The sequence below is a fragment of the Polaromonas sp. CT11-55 genome (genome assembly GCF_047303325.1).
Lineage (GTDB): Bacteria > Pseudomonadota > Gammaproteobacteria > Burkholderiales > Burkholderiaceae_C > Polaromonas.
Window position 1 is genome coordinate 1 of record NZ_JBKBEX010000043.1, and the last position, 18,046, is coordinate 18,046.

General features: G+C 61.7%; 21 protein-coding genes. 11 read left to right on the forward strand and 10 right to left on the reverse strand.

Annotated features, from left to right (window positions below):
* Positions 1–261 precede the first annotated feature (261 nt).
* Positions 262–510, forward strand: coding sequence for a GlsB/YeaQ/YmgE family stress response membrane protein (locus ACEN8I_RS23365; protein WP_413331037.1), 249 nt, complete (start codon positions 262–264; stop codon positions 508–510).
* Between the two features lie 159 nt (positions 511–669).
* Here ACEN8I_RS23365 and ACEN8I_RS23370 read toward each other — a convergent pair whose 3' ends face one another.
* Positions 670–1,299, reverse strand: coding sequence for a methyltransferase (locus ACEN8I_RS23370; RefSeq protein WP_413331038.1), 630 nt, complete (start codon positions 1,297–1,299; stop codon positions 670–672).
* Between the two features lie 101 nt (positions 1,300–1,400).
* On the reverse strand, positions 1,401–2,138 hold the full coding sequence (locus tag ACEN8I_RS23375; protein ID WP_413331039.1) for an SDR family NAD(P)-dependent oxidoreductase: 738 nt from the start codon (positions 2,136–2,138) through the stop codon (positions 1,401–1,403).
* Positions 2,139–2,256: 118 nt separating this feature from the next.
* Here ACEN8I_RS23375 and ACEN8I_RS23380 point away from each other — a divergent pair, with 118 nt between their 5' ends.
* Positions 2,257–2,625: a winged helix-turn-helix transcriptional regulator gene (locus tag ACEN8I_RS23380; protein ID WP_413331040.1), complete on the forward strand. Its 369-nt coding sequence runs from the start codon at positions 2,257–2,259 to the stop codon at positions 2,623–2,625.
* Between the two features lie 178 nt (positions 2,626–2,803).
* On the opposite strand, the gene ACEN8I_RS23385 is transcribed toward ACEN8I_RS23380, so the two are convergent.
* Positions 2,804–3,217: a YybH family protein gene (locus ACEN8I_RS23385; protein ID WP_413331041.1), complete on the reverse strand. Its 414-nt coding sequence runs from the start codon at positions 3,215–3,217 to the stop codon at positions 2,804–2,806.
* A gap of 232 nt (positions 3,218–3,449) precedes the next feature.
* Between ACEN8I_RS23385 and ACEN8I_RS23390 the strand changes: the two genes are divergently transcribed.
* The 6 genes from ACEN8I_RS23390 to ACEN8I_RS23415 all read left to right on the forward strand — a co-directional run bounded on the left by ACEN8I_RS23390 (position 3,450) and on the right by ACEN8I_RS23415 (position 9,938).
* Complete coding sequence (locus tag ACEN8I_RS23390) at positions 3,450–5,204, forward strand: ATP-dependent nuclease (RefSeq protein WP_413331042.1); 1,755 nt, start codon at positions 3,450–3,452, stop codon at positions 5,202–5,204.
* A 14-nt stretch (positions 5,205–5,218) separates the two neighbouring features.
* Positions 5,219–6,934: a UvrD-helicase domain-containing protein gene (locus ACEN8I_RS23395; protein ID WP_413331043.1), complete on the forward strand. Its 1,716-nt coding sequence runs from the start codon at positions 5,219–5,221 to the stop codon at positions 6,932–6,934.
* A 34-nt stretch (positions 6,935–6,968) separates the two neighbouring features.
* Positions 6,969–7,688, forward strand: a complete 720-nt coding sequence (locus tag ACEN8I_RS23400) for a hypothetical protein (protein WP_413331044.1) — start codon at positions 6,969–6,971, stop codon at positions 7,686–7,688.
* Entirely contained in the window at positions 7,685–8,398 is a 714-nt protein-coding gene (locus ACEN8I_RS23405; RefSeq protein ID WP_413331045.1) for a TIGR02391 family protein, read from the forward strand. Before ACEN8I_RS23400 ends, ACEN8I_RS23405 begins: the two co-directional genes overlap by 4 nt.
* Positions 8,399–8,513: 115 nt before the next feature.
* Positions 8,514–9,263 carry a tRNA-uridine aminocarboxypropyltransferase gene (locus tag ACEN8I_RS23410; protein WP_413331046.1) on the forward strand — a complete coding sequence of 250 codons (750 nt, stop codon included), beginning with the start codon at positions 8,514–8,516 and terminating at the stop codon, positions 9,261–9,263.
* A gap of 78 nt (positions 9,264–9,341) precedes the next feature.
* The gene (locus ACEN8I_RS23415) at positions 9,342–9,938 is read left to right on the forward strand and encodes a putative glycolipid-binding domain-containing protein (protein ID WP_413331047.1); all 597 of its coding nucleotides are present in this window, start codon (positions 9,342–9,344) and stop codon (positions 9,936–9,938) included.
* 12 nt (positions 9,939–9,950) lie between these two features.
* Here ACEN8I_RS23415 and ACEN8I_RS23420 read toward each other — a convergent pair whose 3' ends face one another.
* Positions 9,951–10,832 carry a LysR family transcriptional regulator gene (locus tag ACEN8I_RS23420; RefSeq protein WP_413331048.1) on the reverse strand — a complete coding sequence of 294 codons (882 nt, stop codon included), beginning with the start codon at positions 10,830–10,832 and terminating at the stop codon, positions 9,951–9,953.
* 112 nt (positions 10,833–10,944) lie between these two features.
* Between ACEN8I_RS23420 and ACEN8I_RS23425 the strand changes: the two genes are divergently transcribed.
* Entirely contained in the window at positions 10,945–11,961 is a 1,017-nt protein-coding gene (locus tag ACEN8I_RS23425) for a zinc-dependent alcohol dehydrogenase family protein (protein WP_413331049.1), read from the forward strand.
* A gap of 72 nt (positions 11,962–12,033) precedes the next feature.
* On the opposite strand, the gene ACEN8I_RS23430 is transcribed toward ACEN8I_RS23425, so the two are convergent.
* From ACEN8I_RS23430 to ACEN8I_RS23440, 3 genes are all read right to left on the reverse strand, one after another.
* Positions 12,034–13,032 (reverse strand): aldo/keto reductase, encoded by a 999-nt coding sequence (locus ACEN8I_RS23430; protein WP_413331050.1) that lies wholly within the window; start codon positions 13,030–13,032, stop codon positions 12,034–12,036.
* A gap of 56 nt (positions 13,033–13,088) precedes the next feature.
* The gene (locus tag ACEN8I_RS23435) at positions 13,089–13,502 is read right to left on the reverse strand and encodes a MerR family transcriptional regulator (protein WP_413331051.1); all 414 of its coding nucleotides are present in this window, start codon (positions 13,500–13,502) and stop codon (positions 13,089–13,091) included.
* A gap of 393 nt (positions 13,503–13,895) precedes the next feature.
* A complete protein-coding gene (locus tag ACEN8I_RS23440; protein ID WP_413331052.1) occupies positions 13,896–14,333 on the reverse strand; it encodes a universal stress protein in 438 nt (145 codons plus the stop codon).
* A gap of 168 nt (positions 14,334–14,501) precedes the next feature.
* On the opposite strand from ACEN8I_RS23440, the gene ACEN8I_RS23445 reads away from it, so the two are divergent.
* Positions 14,502–14,753 carry a hypothetical protein gene (locus tag ACEN8I_RS23445; RefSeq protein WP_413331053.1) on the forward strand — a complete coding sequence of 84 codons (252 nt, stop codon included), beginning with the start codon at positions 14,502–14,504 and terminating at the stop codon, positions 14,751–14,753.
* Between the two features lie 244 nt (positions 14,754–14,997).
* Here ACEN8I_RS23445 and ACEN8I_RS23450 read toward each other — a convergent pair whose 3' ends face one another.
* Positions 14,998–15,384: a DUF6896 domain-containing protein gene (locus ACEN8I_RS23450; RefSeq protein ID WP_413331054.1), complete on the reverse strand. Its 387-nt coding sequence runs from the start codon at positions 15,382–15,384 to the stop codon at positions 14,998–15,000.
* A 250-nt stretch (positions 15,385–15,634) separates the two neighbouring features.
* On the opposite strand from ACEN8I_RS23450, the gene ACEN8I_RS23455 reads away from it, so the two are divergent.
* Positions 15,635–16,234 carry a DUF1439 domain-containing protein gene (locus ACEN8I_RS23455; protein ID WP_413331055.1) on the forward strand — a complete coding sequence of 200 codons (600 nt, stop codon included), beginning with the start codon at positions 15,635–15,637 and terminating at the stop codon, positions 16,232–16,234.
* 156 nt (positions 16,235–16,390) lie between these two features.
* On the opposite strand, the gene ACEN8I_RS23460 is transcribed toward ACEN8I_RS23455, so the two are convergent.
* Both ACEN8I_RS23460 and ACEN8I_RS23465 read right to left on the reverse strand, forming a co-directional pair.
* The gene (locus ACEN8I_RS23460) at positions 16,391–17,101 is read right to left on the reverse strand and encodes a B3/4 domain-containing protein (protein WP_413331056.1); all 711 of its coding nucleotides are present in this window, start codon (positions 17,099–17,101) and stop codon (positions 16,391–16,393) included.
* Positions 17,102–17,177: 76 nt separating this feature from the next.
* Positions 17,178–18,046, reverse strand: an 869-nt coding sequence (locus ACEN8I_RS23465; RefSeq protein WP_413331057.1) for a helix-turn-helix domain-containing protein, incomplete at its 5' end; no start/stop codon positions are given.

Genomic DNA, 18,046 nt, shown 5'->3' on the forward strand with positions numbered 1-18,046 from the left:
GTGGGGTGGGGGCCAGCGGCCTTGGAACATCACGCGAAACTTCAAGCGCCAACAGCCCCCATCCCAACCTTCCCCCAGCGGGGGAAGGAGCGGGCCCGCGCCCCTTCCATTGAAGAAGGGAAAAACCAACCCCGTCCACCTTCTCCTACATCCCCGCGGATTCCCCGCCGATAGGCCGCACGCACCGGCCCTGCCACGCTGGCAAAGACAGGCAAACCCGCCTGCCACCCACTCACCAGCAACTCTCACAGACCACACCCCATGACCATTCTCTGGACCATCCTCATCGGCTTCATCATCGGCTTTGTCGCCAAATTTTTGACGCCCGGCCGCGACCCCGGCGGTTTCATCATCACCGTGCTGATCGGCATTGCCGGCTCCTTCATCGCCAGCTATGTGGGCGCCGCCATGGGCTGGTACCGCAACGGGGAAACAGCGGGCTTTATCGCCGCGGTGCTGGGCTCCATCGTGCTGCTGTTGCTGTACCGCATGCTGACCAGCAGGCGCTGAGCCTGCTCACCCATTCGACGCATTCGACGCATTGCTTGAAGCCCGGAAGAAGAAAGAAGCAGAACAAGACAACGCATGAGCCTTGACGCTCCCGCACTCAACCCGACGTTTGCCGGGTTTTTGATGGGCGATGCAGTTTGCGGTGCGGACGGCTCGCTGTCAGCGCCTCACAAACCGGTAGGCGAAGCGATCGGTCTTGCCCTTGACCGAGGGATCGAAGGCCTTGACCGTGTGCGGGTCGTCCTTGTTCGCGAGCAGGCTGCTTTCCTCGTCCAGCACGAAGCCGGCCGCCTCCACCTCCTCGCGAACCGAGGCAGGGTCAATCCGGTGCAGCGACTGCGCTTCGCCCGTGCCCGTCCCGGGGGCGGCGTGGTCCACGATGACATAGTAACCACCGGGCTTGAGCCGGTCATGGACGGCCCGGTTGAACTGGGCCGCCGTCGCGCCCCTGGCCTGCATCAGCGTGGTGTGGAGATCGTGATAGAACAGGTGCAGCCACACCACGTCCGCCTGCGGCGTGGCCTGCGGCATCGCCGCCAGGTCCGCCGAGACCGCTTCAACATTCTCCCGGCCCGGCTCCTTCGCAAGCGCCCGCATGAGGCCGACCGGATCGTTCTTGAAGTGGGCAACTTCAGCCGGCACGAAGCTGTAGACCCGTCCTTCGGGCCCCACGGCGTCGGAGAAAAGACGGGTCCAGTCGCCGTCGCCCGGGTAGACGTCGATGACGGTGGAGCCCGCAGCGGCGCGTGCGAACCGGATCAGTTCGGATACCTTGGATTGCTCGTACATGGGAAGCTCCTTTTCAATGTGATCAAACGCCTCGGCCAGGGCCTGGCCGGGGCTTGTCGAGGCCAATGGATTGCGCAAGGCATGGCTTCTCTTTCGGCTTGTCAGATCTGCGCCAGGCCACCGTCGACCGCGAGCTCACTGGCGGTCATGAAGCTGCTGTCCGGCGACGCGAGAAAGGCCGCCGCCGCGCCAATCTCCGCCGGGTCGGCCATGCGCTGCAGCGGATTCATCGCGGCGAAAACCTTCATGCCCTCCTCGCCCAGCGCGGTCTTGGCGAGTTCGGTAGCCGTCGGCCCGGGCGACAGCACGTTGACCCGGATGCCCGTGCCCTTCAGGTCCTCCGCCCAGGTCCGCGCCAGGTTGCGCACCGCCGCCTTGCTCGCGCTGTAGACGCTGAATGCCGGGGCACCCGTGGTGCCGGCGCTGGACCCGGTCAGGATGATCGAAGCACCCGGGCCCATCAGCGGCAGCGCCTTCTGCACGGTGAAGATTGTGCCCTTCACATTGGTGTCAAAGGTTTCGTTGATGTGTTCGGCGGTGAGCTTGCCCAGCGCAAGCGGCCCTCCGGCCCCGGCATTGGCAAAAACGATGTCCAGGCTTCCGCGCTCGGCCTTCACCGCCGCGTAGAGCCGGTCCAGGTCGGCCAGGTCGGAGACCGAGCCCTTCACCGCGCGGGCATTGGGGCCCAGCTCGGCCACGGCGGCGTCCAAGGCTTCCTGCCGGCGGCCGAAGATGAAGACAAAGGCGCCCTCCTCGATAAAGCGCTTTGCCGCGGCAAGGCCGATGCCGGTCGCGCCGCCGGTGATCACGGCGGTCTTTCCATTCAGTCTGTTGTTCATGTCATGTGTCCTTCGTTGAAGTTGCCAACAAGCGGGATGCTTGCTTCGCTTGTCAGTGGACACATGCAGTTCTGCTAACCTGAAGACAAGTATGCACTTTCAGGTAAGTACTCAATAAATGACGACAACGCCCTCTGATGAAACCTGCGATCCCGGCTGCGGGCTCAACACCACGCTGCGCATCATCTCGGGCAAGTGGAAACCGCTGGCGCTGTTTTTCCTGCGCGACGGCCCCAAGCGCTACGGCGAACTCAAACGCCTGATCCCCGGCGTCAGCCACAAGGTGCTGATCCAGCAATTGAAAGACCTGGAGGCCGACCAGGTGCTGGCGCGGACCGACTACCAGGAAGTGCCGCCGCGGGTGGACTACACGCTGACCCCGCTGGGCCGCAGCCTGGCCGACGCCATCATGCCGCTGTGCGCCTGGGGAAGCGAGAACATGGCCGAAGTGGCCAGCATCTTCGCCCAGCGCGACGCTTTGCCCTAGCAAGCGCAAGCGGGCGGCAAGCACCACGTCGCCTTCCGCCTCCGTCACACACACCATGTCGGCCATCGCAGCCTCCGGGGCAAACAAACCTTGACACAAAGATAGGCCCAAGCAGGGCCTTGGTCTGTACGGCAGCGAACGCGTCGCTGCGTAGCGTGGTATGGCGTGGCGTGAGGGCCTAACGCTTTGCCTCAGCGAGCGGATCGGCGTGCCTGTGCACCAGCTTCCAGGCATCGCCCTCCAGCCGGAACACCTCGGTCACCCGCAAGGTCATGGGAATGGTTTTTTCCTGGCCCTTCATATGGGCCTGCGCCTTCTGGTAACCCGTCCAGTAGGCGACGGTGTCACCCGCCGCCATGTCCAGGATTTCAAACTCCGACGTGCTGCCCGGCTCAAACAGCTGGGCATCGTGCTCATAACGCGACCACACCGCGTCCGCGCCCTGCACGGTGCCGCCACCCGGCCCCATAAACGTGGCCGGCGATTCATGCGCAACCACACGCGCAAGCGGCGCGGCATTGCCGCTGACATACGCGCTCGCGGCATGCTTGCGCGCTTTCATAAAGGATTGGAAGTCCTGATGTCGGCTCATGGCTTGTCCCCTTAAAAGGAGCAAGGTAAGCCTCGCGCGCGGGCCGTGGCGTAGGACAAGGGAGGAGGGGGAAAGCGGAGAAGTCGTACCGCGTCGGCGATTTGGTGAATATTTACCTGCGAGATGGGTCGTTTTGGCTACCTGAGCCGCAGAAGCACCCTAGCTACGACGCAACTTCGCGGTCATGATGGTTGTCACAAAGTGTTAGGACATCTGAAGCAGGGAAGGAACTATGTACTTAGCAAAGCTCAAGGTGTCTGGATTGCGACGAATCAGCTCAGTTGAGCTCCAGTTTCGCCCAGGTCTAAACATTCTGGTCGGCGAGAACAATGCGGGAAAAACTGCGGTGATTGACTCGCTGCGCGCACTTCTTTCGACGACTGAGGACGGAGCCGTCCGCCTTGATGAGTCCGATTTGCATCTATCGCAAGGAGGAGTGCGAGCTACAGAGGTACTGCTTCAGTACGTCTTCGAGGACCTCACTCTAGAGCAAGAGGCAGACTTCGCCGCCGCGCTGCAGCCCATGGGGGGTGATAAATACGCAGCCCACTTCGGCGTTAGGTATACCTTGTCTGCTGGCGGTCGTTTACGCCCCAAGCGCTGGTGCGGCTTGCACGAAGACAACGCAGTGAGCGCCGAGATGCTCGAGGATCTGCGCGCTGTCTACCTCCCCCCATTGCGCGACCCTGCCTCAGGCCTTCGGCCCAGTCGCTCGAGTCAGCTTGCGCGGCTCTTGACCAGACTTGCGACTACTGAGGAGAAGACCAGCATTACAGAGCTCATGCGCCAGTTCGAAAAGGACTTAGAGAAAGAGTCTCCGGTCGCCAACACTCAGAAAGCTATCGACACGCAGCATGAAACCATGCTCGGAGCAGCGCTGCGGCAGAGCCTTTCAATTGGGCTGACCTCACCCGAGTTTCACCGGATCGCTGCGCGCCTACAGATCGAGGTTGACTCCTTCGACGTTGACCAAAATGGCTTGGGGTACAACAACCTTATTTACATGGCCGTGGTTCTGAGCGAGCTTGAGACTAACCCTGATGCTGCCTATCGCGCCCTGATCATTGAGGAGCCAGAGGCTCACTTGCACCCTCAACTCCAGGGAGTTCTCCTCCAGTTTTTGCAGAGCAAAGAACGCAAGAAACTGGCAGAGAAGGAAGATCAAGAAGGCCGAGAGGGAAAAGTGCCCGCAGATCAGAGCGTCCAGATTTTCGTCTCGAGTCACTCGCCTAACTTTGCAAGCATCGCTGATGTTGACACACTGTGCTGCATCCACCGTGGCCCCGCTGGCGTGAAGTCCTTTGCGCCGCGAACTGTAAAGTTTGTCCCGCCAGCGAAGAAGGACAAGCTCCAGCGCTACTTGGACGTTACGAGAGCCGAGTTGTTCTTTGCCCGTAAGGTCATACTTGTGGAGGGTGCGGCCGAGCTCTTCATCGTTGATGCTCTAGCCAAAAAGGCAGGCTACGATCTCAAGCGCGCGTCTGTGAGCCTCTTGAGTACTGAAGGGCTCAATTTCGACTGCTTCTTGCCGCTCTTTGGCGAAGATGCGTTGAACATCCGCGTGGCGTTGCTTTCAGATGCTGACCCGCCGACCGGAACATTCCCTGGTGCCAAAGACGCTATCGTCCTATCGGCCACTGCCAAAACGCTTGAAGCCGCAAAGTCGGATTGGGTCGAACCATTTTTCGCGCTCAAAACTCTCGAGTACGACCTGGCTCTGCACGAAGAGAACCGCGACGCCATGCTGAGCGCTCTCACGGAAATGCACCCAATAATTGGCGCAACTTTACGAATCGAAGTGGAGGCAGCGCCAGAAGCAGATAGGGCAAAGGTTCTCTTCAAAGGAATGTTCGAGCGAGACAAGGGCGAGAGCATCCAAAAGGGGCGCTATGCGCAGTCGCTAGCCGCCGCCATTGCGACATCGAAGAACTCCATTGCGATTCCGCCCTACATCGAGAAAGCTTTGGACTTCATCGTCAAACCCTAGTCGACGACCCCGATATGACGTACTTAGCCACCCCAGAACAGCAAGCAATACTAGATGCGGAGTTAGTGTCGCTAAAAGTGATCGCCTGTGCTGGAAGCGGCAAGACGGCCACGGCTGTCCGTCGCTTAGTCGAAGTCCGCCGGCGTATGGGCGCCTCCCGCGGCTACGCCGTCTTGTTGTCTTACTCAAACGTCGCAGTGGAAACTTTCCGCACCCAGTACACGGCCGTGGCTGCCAAGTATCCAGGCCTCTCGACCCGGGTCCATATCTGCACTATGGACTCGTTCATCACTAACAATATTCTGCTACCCCACGCCGCTCAAGTTATGGACTGCGCATGTCGCCCATTCCTCGTACACGGCCGCGAGCGCTTTCTAGAAAATCCAGCTTACTCGGTCTTTGATGGCAAGCGGCCCGTCGCAATTACCAGCGTAGATCTTCGGACAACCGGACCTGGCTTGTGGGAGTTCATTAATTCAGACTCAAAGCAGGTCTTGCCTAAGCCGAACGCCGTGAAAGCTGTGAAGGCCCTTGCCAAAGTAGGCGCCTACACACATGCGCTGGGGCGCTTTTGGGTCATGGTGACACTTCGTAAGCAAGCGCGCCTGTGCGATATCCTGGCTACGCGATACCCACACATCCTCATAGACGAGGCACAGGACATCGGCTCTTTGCACGGCGCTTCACTTGAGTTATTACAGAAGTCTGGCTCTGTCTTAGCTGTAGTGGGTGACTCAAACCAGGCAATCTATGAGTTTGCCGACGCTGATGGCAGCTTCCTCAAGGGCTTTGCTCTGCCAGCAGGTGGCCGCCAATTGCCCCTGACTGAAAATCGGCGCTCCGTTTCGCAGATCATCGCTGTGGCGAATCGCATTGCTGCTCCGGTATGTAAACCGATACGTGAGGCACCAGCTCGGACCCACGGGTCTTTTTACCTGAAATATGAGGCGACAAAGATTCAGAACCTAGTCAGCGTCTTCAGCCAAATTCTCCGAGCGCACGAGTACAAGACCTCCGAAGCAACAATCTTAGCTAGGGGAGCCTCCTTGGCCTACCAGTTAAAGGGCGGTAAGGATGCCTTCGGTCAAGGAGCCACCCGGCTTTTTGCAGAGGCTGCTGTCAGCCGCGACGTCCGCGGAGACATCGCAACTGCATTTGAGAGGACACTCGATGCTACTTTCCGGCTAGTTGAGGTCGGTGACGCCATTTTGCGTGCCAAAGTTGTATCTGGAGAGAGAGGTGACGGCGCCCAGAATTTGCGACGACTCATCTGGGGGTTCCTTCGCAATCGCGTCGCGGGAGTTCCCGCGTCCACGCTTTCCGGTGATCAATGGCATGCACAGCTCAAGGCCCGTCTTCCGGCGTTTCTCGCCACACTGAGTACTGAGTGCGGCCTAGCAACTCGTAAGAGTTGGGCAATGAACGTCACCGCCAAGGAAATCTCCGCGGCGCCTCTCTTCGAAGAAGACTTGGCCGTAGGTGAGGGCCAAGACATTCGAGTATCCACCGTGCACAAGGTCAAAGGAGAGAGCATTCCCGCGGTGCTCTACGTCACCAACTCAAAGTCGCTCAACAGCCTGCTGGGAGGAACTGGTGACGAGGAAGGCCGAATTGGATACGTGGCCATTACCAGAGCCGCTGACTTGCTGATACTCGCTGTACCTAAGACCATTGACAAGGCTAAGGTGACAGCACTCGAGCAGCGGGGTTTCATTGAGTGGAAAGCATGACGCGCCAGTCAGCGAATGAAAGGAAAGGGTCGTAATGGAGCCCATAGAACTCAGTGCTCTTGGAGCCACGGGAAGCGCATTTCTCGCCGCTCTTGCTTATTGGGCGAAGACCAACCACGAGCGCAGGCGGATGACTCGCACAGTGCTCTACTACCTCTTGGAGCTCCACCACGTAGTGAACCGCGTGAACATGGCGATGAGTTCAATTGAGAGTGTGTTGATGGCCGAGATGCGCCGAAGCTTATCAACCCACGGCTTGACATTCAACGAAGATGACGAAAAAGAGACGATGAAGCTTGCCCTCCCCTACATAGCCCGCTTCGCGTACGGTGAAATCGAAGGCGCAGTGACAGAAGGCTCCGGCGACTTCAACAAGGCCCTGACTGACCTAGCGCGCGAGAATCCGGTGTTGGCATTTCGCCTTCGCGGGCGCGATCGAGTGGCAGTGCTGGGCGCGAAGCTCGAAGATTTTGTACAAGCCGCGTCCGCCCAGTCAGGCCAAGCCAACCCCACAGATGATGAGTTCGCTCACTTCAACCAGGTGTTCTTGAAGCTGTCTGCTGAAGAGCTTAAGAGCGCAATCCGCGCAACGGCATGGGGCTGTGACCTCATTACTCACTTCAAGGTGTGGCGTCTTCTTCGCGCGACTCAAGATGAAACATCCTCGCAAGACCTGAAGGACGTTGTCAACATGCTGGTTAACGAATACGTGTCAAGCATTGCAAAGTCCACATCACCCCAGGTATCCACATGATTGACTGGCTCATTGCTGCGAGTGAAAAATGTCGTGACATCGCTCAGAAATCGCGCGATGCGCTCTCGGCCCTCGAAAAGAAGGACGCAGATGGAGCCAAGCTCATTCAGGAATACATGAAGGCCGACTACAAGGCTCTGGTGGGCCTTTGGGAGCAAGTTGATCCGAACAAGAGCGGTGCGGGACGCCTAAGCGACATGGGCAGGCACATCGCCTTTGGGAAGGAGAACGACTTCACCGATATCCTCACCCACGACCTGCCCGACGTGCAGCGCAAGGCTGAGAAGCTTGCCAAGGCCAGGCATGCCACGACCCAAGAAGTTGGCTTTGAAGAGCTGCTGCATCCAGTCATCCAAGACAAGTGCCTTCCACTCTACCGCGACGGTCACTTACGAGAATCTGTGCTCAACGCAGTGATTGCAGTCTACGACATGATTCGCCATCGCACACAGTCAACTTTAGATGGCAACGCCCTGGCGGGCCAGGCCTTCGGGCTCGAAAACGGCCTGCTGATATTCAGCGAGGTAAATACCGAGACCGGCCAAAACGATCAGAAGGGGTTCCTTCAGATCTTTCAAGGGGTTTACACGGGCGTGCGCAACGTAAAGTCCCACTCGCTCACGCACGATTTGGACAAGATGAAAGCCGCTCAGTATCTTGTGATGCTCAGCCTCCTCGCTCGCCGCGTTGACGAGTGCAAAGACCGCTAAAGTCGGCGCCACCGTCAAAGTCATTGGCGAGCTATAGCTCTTTCTGACGCGCAGGTTAGCATCGGTAAAAGGCGCGGCACTCACGCCCGCGCCAAGCCCGCTAAAACTGCATCCCATGCCCCACGCCGTCTCCCGCCTGCGCACAGCCCGCCTGGCGCGCGCCTCCAAACCTTTTCTCGCTCGCGGCGGGCCGCGCAACGTTCGTTGTGCCGGTTGCCGGCTGGTGCCCAGCCATTGCATGTGTGCCCTGCGGCCGGTGACGCCGCATGTCAATGCCGGTGTGTGCCTGGTGATGGCGGATATCGAGGCGCTCAAGCCCAGCAACACGGGCTGGCTGATTGCCGATGTGGTGGCCGACACCTTTGCTTTTGGCTGGGCGCGCACCGAGGTGGAGCCCGGCTTGCTGGCTTTGCTGGCGGACCCGCAGTGGCAACCTTATTTGGTCTTCCCCGGCGAGTTTGTGGCGGCGGAGCGGGTGGTCACGGAGTTGCCGGCCATCGCGCCAGCCGATGGCAACAACAACCAGCACCAGGCCAAACGCCCGCTGTTTGTGCTGCTGGACGCGACCTGGCCCGAGGCGCGAAAGATGTTTCGCAAAAGCCCTTACCTCAACCATTTGCCGGTGCTGAGTTTGCAGAGTGAGCAGCTGTCGCGCTACAAGCTCAGGCGCTCGCAGCGCGATGAACATTTCTGCACCTCGGAAGTCGCGGCTTTGTGTTTTGCGCTGGCTGGTGAGGCGCAGATGGCCGAGACACTGGAGGCTTACCTGGACGTGTTCACGAACCACTATTTAAAAGCCAAGCAGCAGCAGCCTTTGGATTTGGAAGACGCGGCGCACCTGCGTTTGCGCGGCTTACGTTTGTAGACAAGTCTCGGGTGGCAAACACTGGCAGGCCGGCGCCTGCCCGGCGCACAATGGTGGCCCTTCGAAAGGGCCGTGCCCATGGTGAACGAAGCCTCTTCCTCATCTTCTTCTTTCCGGACGATCTGCTGGCAGCCCACATGGAACCCGGCTTCGCGGGGCCTGGGTCTGGAGCATTTGCTGTTGGCACAAGGCCAGGCTGACAGCGTGGTGCTTGCGGTCGATGAACACCAGCAGCCCTTTCGCCTGGCCTACCGGCTCTATTGGGACGAGGCCTGGCAGCTTCGCAGTGCTGATTTTTTTGTCGCCAAAGCCGGCATCAACCGGCTGCTGAGCCTGCGCACGGACGGCAAGGGCCATTGGCAGGATGGCGAGGGCCGGCCGCTGGCCGAGCTGGACGGATGTCTGGACATCGACATCTGGCCCACGCCGTTCACTAACAGCTTTCCCATTCTTCGTGAGCCCATGGCCATGGGGGAGCGCCGCACTTTCCGCATGGCCTGGGTTGACGGGACGGCCTTGACGGTGAAGGCCCAGGCACAGGCCTACACGCGCGTGCGTGACAGGCTCTATCTTTTCGAGAGCCTGGATGGAAGCGGCTTCAAGGCGGAGCTGCCGGTGGATGAAGACGGCCTGGTGCTGGACTACCCGGGCTTGTTTCGGCGGCTGAAAGTTTGAGGCGGCAAAAGGCTAGTGCTTGAAACGCTCGACCACAAAGTCCACAAAGCTGCGCAGCTTGAGCGAGCGATAGCGGTCGGGCAGATAGAGGATGCTCATGGGCCGCGTGGCGAGTTGATGATTCGGGAAAAGCTGGACCAGGCGGCCCGCGCGTACATCGCCCTCCAGCAGGATGGCCGGCTGCAGCACGATGCCCATGCCCTGCAGGGCCGCCACACGCAGCGCCTGCCCCTGGTTGACCTGCAGGCGGCCTGAGACGGGCACGCGGCAGATGTGCTCCTGGTCGGCCAGGCGCCAGTGCGCCGCGGCGGAGGGCGAAAACGCCAGGCACTCATGTTGGCTCAGCTCGTCGGGCCTTGCCGGCGTGCCCCTGCGTGCCAGGTAGGCGGGAGAGGCGCAGATCATGAGCCGGTATGGCGCCAGCGGCCTGGCGATGAGGGCTGAATCGGGCACCGGGCCGATGCGGATGGCGGCTTCGAATCCTTCCTCCAGCAAGTCCAGCACACGGTCGCTGAGCACCAGATCGACGCTGACCTGCGGATAACGCTCCAGGTAGTCCGACAAGGCGGGCATCAAGGCCTCGGTGCCGAAGGAGACGGGCGCGGTGACGCGCAATTTGCCGGCCGGCGCGAGCTGCAGCTTTTGCGCCTGCTCGTCGGTTTCGGCGACGAGGCGCAGGATTTCCTTGCAGCGCTGGTAGTAGTCCTCGCCAAAAGGCGTGAGGTGCTGGCGCCGGGTGGTGCGGCTCAGCAGCTGCATGCCCAGGCGTTTTTCGAGGGTGCGCAGGTGGTTGCCGGCCATGGTGGCGGAAATACCGCAGGCCGTGGCGGCGGCGCTGAGGCTGCCTTTTTCAACGGCGAGCACATAGACCTTCATGCTGTCCAGCAAGTCCATTCAACACTCCGGCTTTTAAATGAATCAATCAAACAGGTGTTTATCCCCGATTGATTCTAAATAACACTGGCGTTTCATCTTCTTCCTCCTCATTCAAGAAACCCCAAAGACCATGAAAGCCATCCAGCTCACCGCCCATTCCCTGAACGCATTTCGCCAGACCGAACTGCCAGACCCCAAGCCCGGACACGGCGAAGTGCTGCTGCGCCTGCGTGCCGCGACGCTGAATTACGCGGACGTGGCCGTTGCCACAGGCGCCTTCCCGGGCGCGACCTTTCCGATGATCCCGGTGGCCGACGGCGCTGGCGAGATCGTGGCCTTTGGTGAGGGCGTTGACGCCAAGTCTCTTGGACAGTCGGTTGGCGACCGTGTGGTGCCGCACTTTATGCCGGGCTGGCAAGACGGCGCGATGACACCGCGCAATGTGGCCGCGATGCGCGGCATCACCCTGCCGGGTTCACTGGCCGAGTATGTGGCCGTGCCGGCCAGCAGCCTGGTCGCCTTGCCCGCGCACCTGGATTTTGTGCAAGGCGCGGCGCTGCCCATCGCTGCCACGACGGCGTGGAATGCAGTGCGCTCAGCCTCTCTGCGGCCGGGGTCGGTGGTGGTGCTGCTGGGCACCGGCGGTGTGAGCATTTTTGCCTTGCAGTTCGCCAAGGCCTCGGGCGCGACGGTGATCATCGCGTCGTCTTCCGATGAAAAGCTGGAGCGGGCGCGCCGGCTGGGCGCGGACCATTTGATCAACTACCGTGCCACACCGGCCTGGGACGAACAGGTCCTGGATCTCACCGGCGGGCGCGGCGCGGACCTGGTGGTGGAAACCGTGGGTGAAGCCACCATCAAGCAGTCCATCAACGCGGCGGCCATGGGTGGCACGATTTTTACGGTGGGCTTTGTCACGGGCACGGCCGCTGCCATCGATTTGCTGCCCGTCATCGTGAAGGCCTTGCGCATCGTGGGCAACAGCACCGGCTCGGTGGCTGACCTGGCGCAGGCGGTGCGCGCCATTGCCGCGCACCGCATCGTGCCGGTGATAGACCGCTTGTTCGGCCTGGACGACACCGCCCAGGCGTATGCCGAACTCAGCGCCGGCGGGCGGCACTTTGGCAAGCTGGCAATTGCACATTGAGCGGTGGCTCAAGCGTAAGAGGCCCGGCCCGAGGAAGGCCTGAAGAAGGCCTGAAGAAGGCCTCTTCCTCGATCACGCGTTGACCGTGCCCAGGAAGGACGCCGGATAACGCAAACCGGCCGCAACATCGGGCGGGAAGGCCTTGTCGAGCTCGGCCAGCTCTGCCGTACTCAACACCACGTCGAGTGCGCCAATGTTCTGGTCCAGGTAGGTGCGGCGTTTGGTGCCGGGGATCGGGATGATGTCTTCGCCCTGGGCCAGCACCCAGGCGAGGGCGATTTGCGAGGCGGTCACGCCTTTGGCCGCCGCGAGCTTCTTGACCGCATCGACGAGCGCGAGGTTCAGTTTGAAGTTTTCATCGGCAAAGCGCGGCGAGAACTTGCGGCGGTAGTCGTCGGCGGGCAGGTCTTCGGGCTTGCTGAAGGCGCCCGTCAAAAAGCCGCGGCCCAGCGGCGAGTAGGCGACAAAGGCCACGCCGTTTTCGCGGCAGGCGGCCAGGGTGCCTGTGGCTTCGGGGTCGCGCGTCCACAGCGAGTATTCGCTTTGCAGCGCGGCGATGGGGTGGACCTTGCAGGCGCGCGCAATTGTGGCGGCCGAGGCTTCGGACAAGCCCAGGTAGCGGACCTTGCCGGCCTTCACCAGCTCGGCCATGGCGCCCACTGTCTCTTCAATCGGCACGGTTTTGTCGACGCGGTGCTGGTAATAGAGGTCTATCTGCTCTATGCCGAGGCGCTTGAGGCTGGCCTCGCAAGCGGCTTTGACGTATTCGGGCCGGCCGTTGACGCCGCGCGCGGCTTCATTGTTGGGGTCGCGCGTGATGCCGAACTTGGTGGCGATAAACACATCCTTGCGGCGGCCGGCGATGGCCTTGCCTATCAGCAGCTCGTTGGTGTGCGGGCCGTAGATGTCGGAGGTGTCGAGGAAGTTGAGGCCTTTGTCCAGCGCATGGTGAATGGTGGCGATGGATTCGGTGTCGTTGCGGTTCGCATAAAACTCGCTCATGCCCATGCAGCCCAGGCCGATGGCGGAAACTTGTGGGCCGTTTCGGCCCAGGGTACGGGTTTTGATCATGGTGTGTGTCCTTTAGTGGGTTGGATGGATGGGTTGGCTGGATGGGGTTGTGGGGTTCAGGCGCGTTTTTTGGCGGGTGTGGCTTCGGCGCGCATCTCTTCATAGAGGCGGATTTTTTTGCGGATATAGGCCAGGGTTTCGCGCTGGGTGCGTATCTCGGCCTCGAGGCGTTCGGCGTGGGCCTCCAGCAGGGCCTGGCGTTCGGCCGTGCTGGCGGCAGAGGAATTGCCTACGCGCAGCAGCTGGGCATAACGCTGCATGTCGCGCATGGACATGCCGGTGGCGCGCAGGCGCACCAGAAAGTCGAGCCAGCGCATGTCGGCGTCGTTGTAGCGGCGCGCGCCGCTGCGCCTGTCTATGGGGGCGATCAGGCCTATCTGCTCGTAATAGCGCAGGGTGTAGGCGCTCAGGCCCGAGGCCTGGGCGGCTTCGGCGATGGTCAGGGAAATGGTGGGAGGGGCGGCAGTCATGTGGGGGACTTTAAGGCTTAGAGCGCGCTCTAAGTCAAGCGGGTCCGCCGAAAAAACCCTGTTGGCGTTGTTGGTCGCCTTGCCAGGGCCTGTGCCTTGAATGCAGACCCCTAATTTGAATTTATCCGCAGATTACGCAGATTTACACAGATGAAGACATTCGACCATAGGATCAAAAAGCTTTGACAATCTTGTGGGCGTTGTAGCACCGCCTGACCGTGCCAAGACTTCTGTCTTGGACGCAGACACCTTGTTTTTAATCTGTGTAAATCTGCGTAATCTGCGGATATGAAATCTGCGACCCGAATCCATCCGCGGATGACGCAGATGGGCGCTGATCAAGACAACCGGCAACACGGTCAAAAGACTTTGATCTGCCTCGCTCAGCGGCGCTCATCGCGTAATCACCACCAGCACACTGCAAGGCGCATGCGCGATCAGCGATTTGGAGACCGAGCCGCGCCACCAGCGAGCCGCCCAGCCTTCGAGGTGTTTGTGGCCGACGACGATGAGGTCGGCGTCTATCTGTTTGGCGTAGTTGACGATTTCATCGACGGTTTCGCCGTAGAGCACTTCGCCCTTGGCCTCATGGCCGGCTTCGATGAGGCGGCGCAGGCCGTCATTGAGGATGCCCTGGTACCTGGCCTTGTCTTCCTCGATGATGCTTTGTTCATAGATGATGCCTTCGGCGGCGACCACCCGCCGCTGCAGGGACATCACGGCGACCAGTGTCAAGGAGGCTCCGCTCCACTGCGCGATCTCGCGGCAGTCCAGCAGGGCTTTCTGGCCGGGTTCGGAACCGTCGTAAGCCAGCAAAATTCGTTTGTACATGATGTGTCTCCCGAATGAAGTGACTGGGCGATTCCAGAATAGGCCCGCGCCCGGAGCCGGTCAAATGATCGCCCCTGCGCCAGCAGGGTCGCCGCGCTGGCGGCGGGGAAATACACAGGCGACAATCGGAACTCAGCCCCGATTTTTCCCGACCCCACAAAGCAGCCCATGACCCAAGACCCCCAGCGCGAACAGGAACTCAAGAAGATGGAACTTTGCGATTCCTGCGCGGGCATACAGCGCAACTGGCGCAAGGCGCCCGGCCACCCGGAACTGGTGCAGGGCGACCCGCGCCACGAAACGCGCCGCCACGGCCTGATCACCATCACGCGCTACAAATGCGACCGCTGCGGCACGGCCTGGGAATACGAGAACGACAAGACCAACCAGAAGGCCGGCTGGTCTGTGGTGGGGCGCTAGGACCGGCCGGGTTCGGCGGGGCGGGTGAGTTCAATCCCGGCCGCCACTGGTCACACTCATCACGGCGGCCGTGGGCAGAAACACAGCGGATCAACACAAAGGCCAAGCTCCCCGCCATTGCCCATACGGAGAAGCTCCAGATAAGCTGCAGGCAATGGCCCAACGGCGGTCTCAAGTTCCCGGAGTACTTCGGGAGCGGCGCCCACAGAAAACAGTCAGTTGGGAATGTCCGTATTCATAACGGTCACACACCACGAAGCGCTTCCTGGATGGACGACTTCATGACTTCTTCATCCTCAACCAGCTGTCGATAGAGTTCGAACGGCAGCTGGCCATCATTCACCTGCGCTTCAATGAACCGAGCCAGCCTCCACTCGTCCGGATGCGGTTTGTCAAAGTCGAAATCCACGCCTCCGGCGTCCGGTGTTTTAAAAACATGAACCCCGATCCCGTGTGGGCGAACAAACCAGCAAGTGTTTGGGATCTGTTGAAAGCGTCTGTTCGGGGCCCGCAGTATGTCTTGCGGATCTTTGAGGTTGAAGGAGCGCACGAGGAGCTCCTTGGCCCACGCAACATTTGCGTACCAAAGGGGGATAGCGCTTCGAGCGAGTTCAACTGGCGATGAGTTCATGATGTCGAAGGTTGGCGTTGGGCGGCCGAAGCTGTCTTTCGATGACAGCGCTGAGGAATCATAGGGGATGAACGCAGGAACTCGCTAATTGCGCAGTTCAGCCGGCGACAGGGCGGCACACGCTGGGAACGAGAACGACAAAACCAACCAGTAGGCCGGGGCGCTGAAGGACCCCTGCTTTACGCGAGGTTCACGCGATTGCGGCATTGGCTGACGCCGGAAACTCCGGATGCGGTGCAGCATCGAAAGGATGATGAAAGCACCCGACCCACAACACTCACTGCAACGGCGCCGCCTGTTGGTGGCCTCTACACGCCTGGCGCTAGGTGGCGCGGCCTGGTTCGCGCTGTCTGGCGCGCAGGCCCAGCCCAGCTACACGGTGACGACGGCCCAACTGCAGGAGGCGGTTGCCAAACGCTTTCCGCTGCGCAAGCGCGCCGAGGGCATTCTGGACATCACGGTGCAGGCGCCGCAACTGCGCATGATGCCGGAGCTCAACCGGCTGGGCGCGGTGATGGCCGTAGAAGCCGGCGGCCAGGTGCTGCGGCGCGCCTACCCCGGCACCTTTGACCTGGACTTCGCGCTGCGCTATGAGGCCAGCGACATGACGATACGCGCGCACCAGCTGCGCGTGAACACGCTGCAGTTCGAGGGCCTGCCGCCGGAGGTCTCGCTGCTGCTGGCCAGCTACGGGCCGCAACTGGCCGAGCAGGCGCTGCAGGGCGCGGTGCTGCACACCCTGAAGCCGCAAGACCTGGCGCTGCCCGACAGCATGGGCGTGCAGCCGGGCAGCATCACGGTGACGGCCAGGGGGCTGGTGATTGGGTTTGTGAACAAGCAGCAGCCTTGAGGCTGCGGAGGCCGCCGGCCCTCACCCCTGCCCTCTCCCAGGGGGAGAGGGAGCAAATCCAAAGCGTGGCGCTTCTCTCTCCATCCCCTCTCCCTCTGGGAGAGGGCTAGGGTGAGGGCTAACGGCGTTTGAAAATGGGGCCGGGATGGGAGGGAGTTAAAACTCAAAGCGCGGTGAGGCCCGGCTCAACAACTGAATCCTGGGCTCCGCGGGCCAGGCGGCCGCCAGTTCCTGCGCAAGCGTGTTGAGCAAGCGCGCCACATCTTCGGCCGCCGAGGCATGCAGGGCTTCGGCCACGATAAGCACAGCGCGTGTGCCCGCGCTGACGGCGGACAGGCCGCTTTGCCGGTTGGTCCAGCGGCGCGCATGGGCATTAGGGGCCGCTTCGGCTGCTTCAGCGGCGTCGGCAAATATCACCTCGCCCGGTTCCGGGTGTTCTGTCTCTCCGCCGAAGGTCAGGTAATTCTCAGCGCCTGTGGCGTAGCGCACTTCAAGCTGTTGCCGCACTTTGGCAACGTCAAACGCGGCGATCGGAATCGCAAAGGCCAGCGAGACAGCGTTGCACAAATCGACCAGCGGATGCAGCGAGGGCAGCGCGTTTTCTTTGCGAAAACGCCGCAACAGCGACTCGGAGGCGCAGCGGTATTGCGTGGGCTTGAGGCCCATGCTGGAAAACACGCGCCGCCAGGCCTGCACTTCGGGAAACTCGCTTTCAGGGCCGGCGGCCAGCCGGGCTTGCGCGATGGCGTTAAAGCGGGCGACCTGCGGGGCGACGTCCACATTCGCGCTGATGCCGCCGGCGTGCAGCACGCCGGGCACCAGGTTGGGGTAGTCGGCCCAGAGGGCGTCTGAATGGCGAAACAACATGTACGGCGCTCCGGTGGTCTGTGAGGAGGAGAAACACCGCGCAGTCTGCCCCCACGCCGGGCGCGCGTCTTGAACGTTATTGCAGGCGGGCCGCGCGCGCCGTGGCTTGCTGCCAGGCGCCGGGCGTGAAGCCGAACTGGCGCGTGAAGAGGCGCGTCATATGGCTCTGGTCGGCGAAGCCGCAGGCGGCGGCCGCCTGGGCCAGGCCGATGCCGCCGCGTATCAGGCCGCGCGCGCGTTCGGCGCGCTGCTGCAGCAGCCAGGCATGGGGCGTGAGGCCAAAGGCTTTTTCAAAATGGCGCAGCAACTGGAAACGGCTGAGGCCCACCATGCGCGCCATGTCGGCCAGGCTGGGCGGCGCGAGCAGGTCGGCGGCGATGCGCTCGCGCACCTGGTGGATGTGCGGGTTGATGGCTGTGGCGGCCGTGACGGGTATGGCGGGGTGTTGCGCGGCCAGGGTGTGGCGCTGCGTGAGCAGTTCGCAGACGCGCGCCAGCGACTCTTCGCAGGCGAGCGCATCGGCACCTTGGCCGCGCCCGCCGCCGCTCCATTGCTGGAGGCGCTGCAGCAGTTGCTCCAGCGCCAGCCTGAGCCGCGCATCCTGGGCGACGGGGCGGGTCAGCTCTATCGCGGCCGCGTCGGGCGCGCCCAGCGCGGCGGCCATGGCGGCGGGCTCGAGGTAGAGCATGCGCCAGCGCCGCGAAGGCCCGCCCAGCGGCTGGCCGTCGTGCACCTCGCCGGGGTTGCACATCAGGATGTCACCGGCATAAGCCTGAACCTGGCCGCGGCCGCTGGCCGATGTTTGCGCGCCCTGCTGCAGCCAGCCCACGCCAAACACGGCATGCGAATGGCGGCGGTAGTGGCGCGCGCTGTCGATGTGCGTGCCGTAGACGCCGTCCCAGGGCGTGGCCAGGACGCGGCATTGGTGCGGGGGCGGGGCGGGCA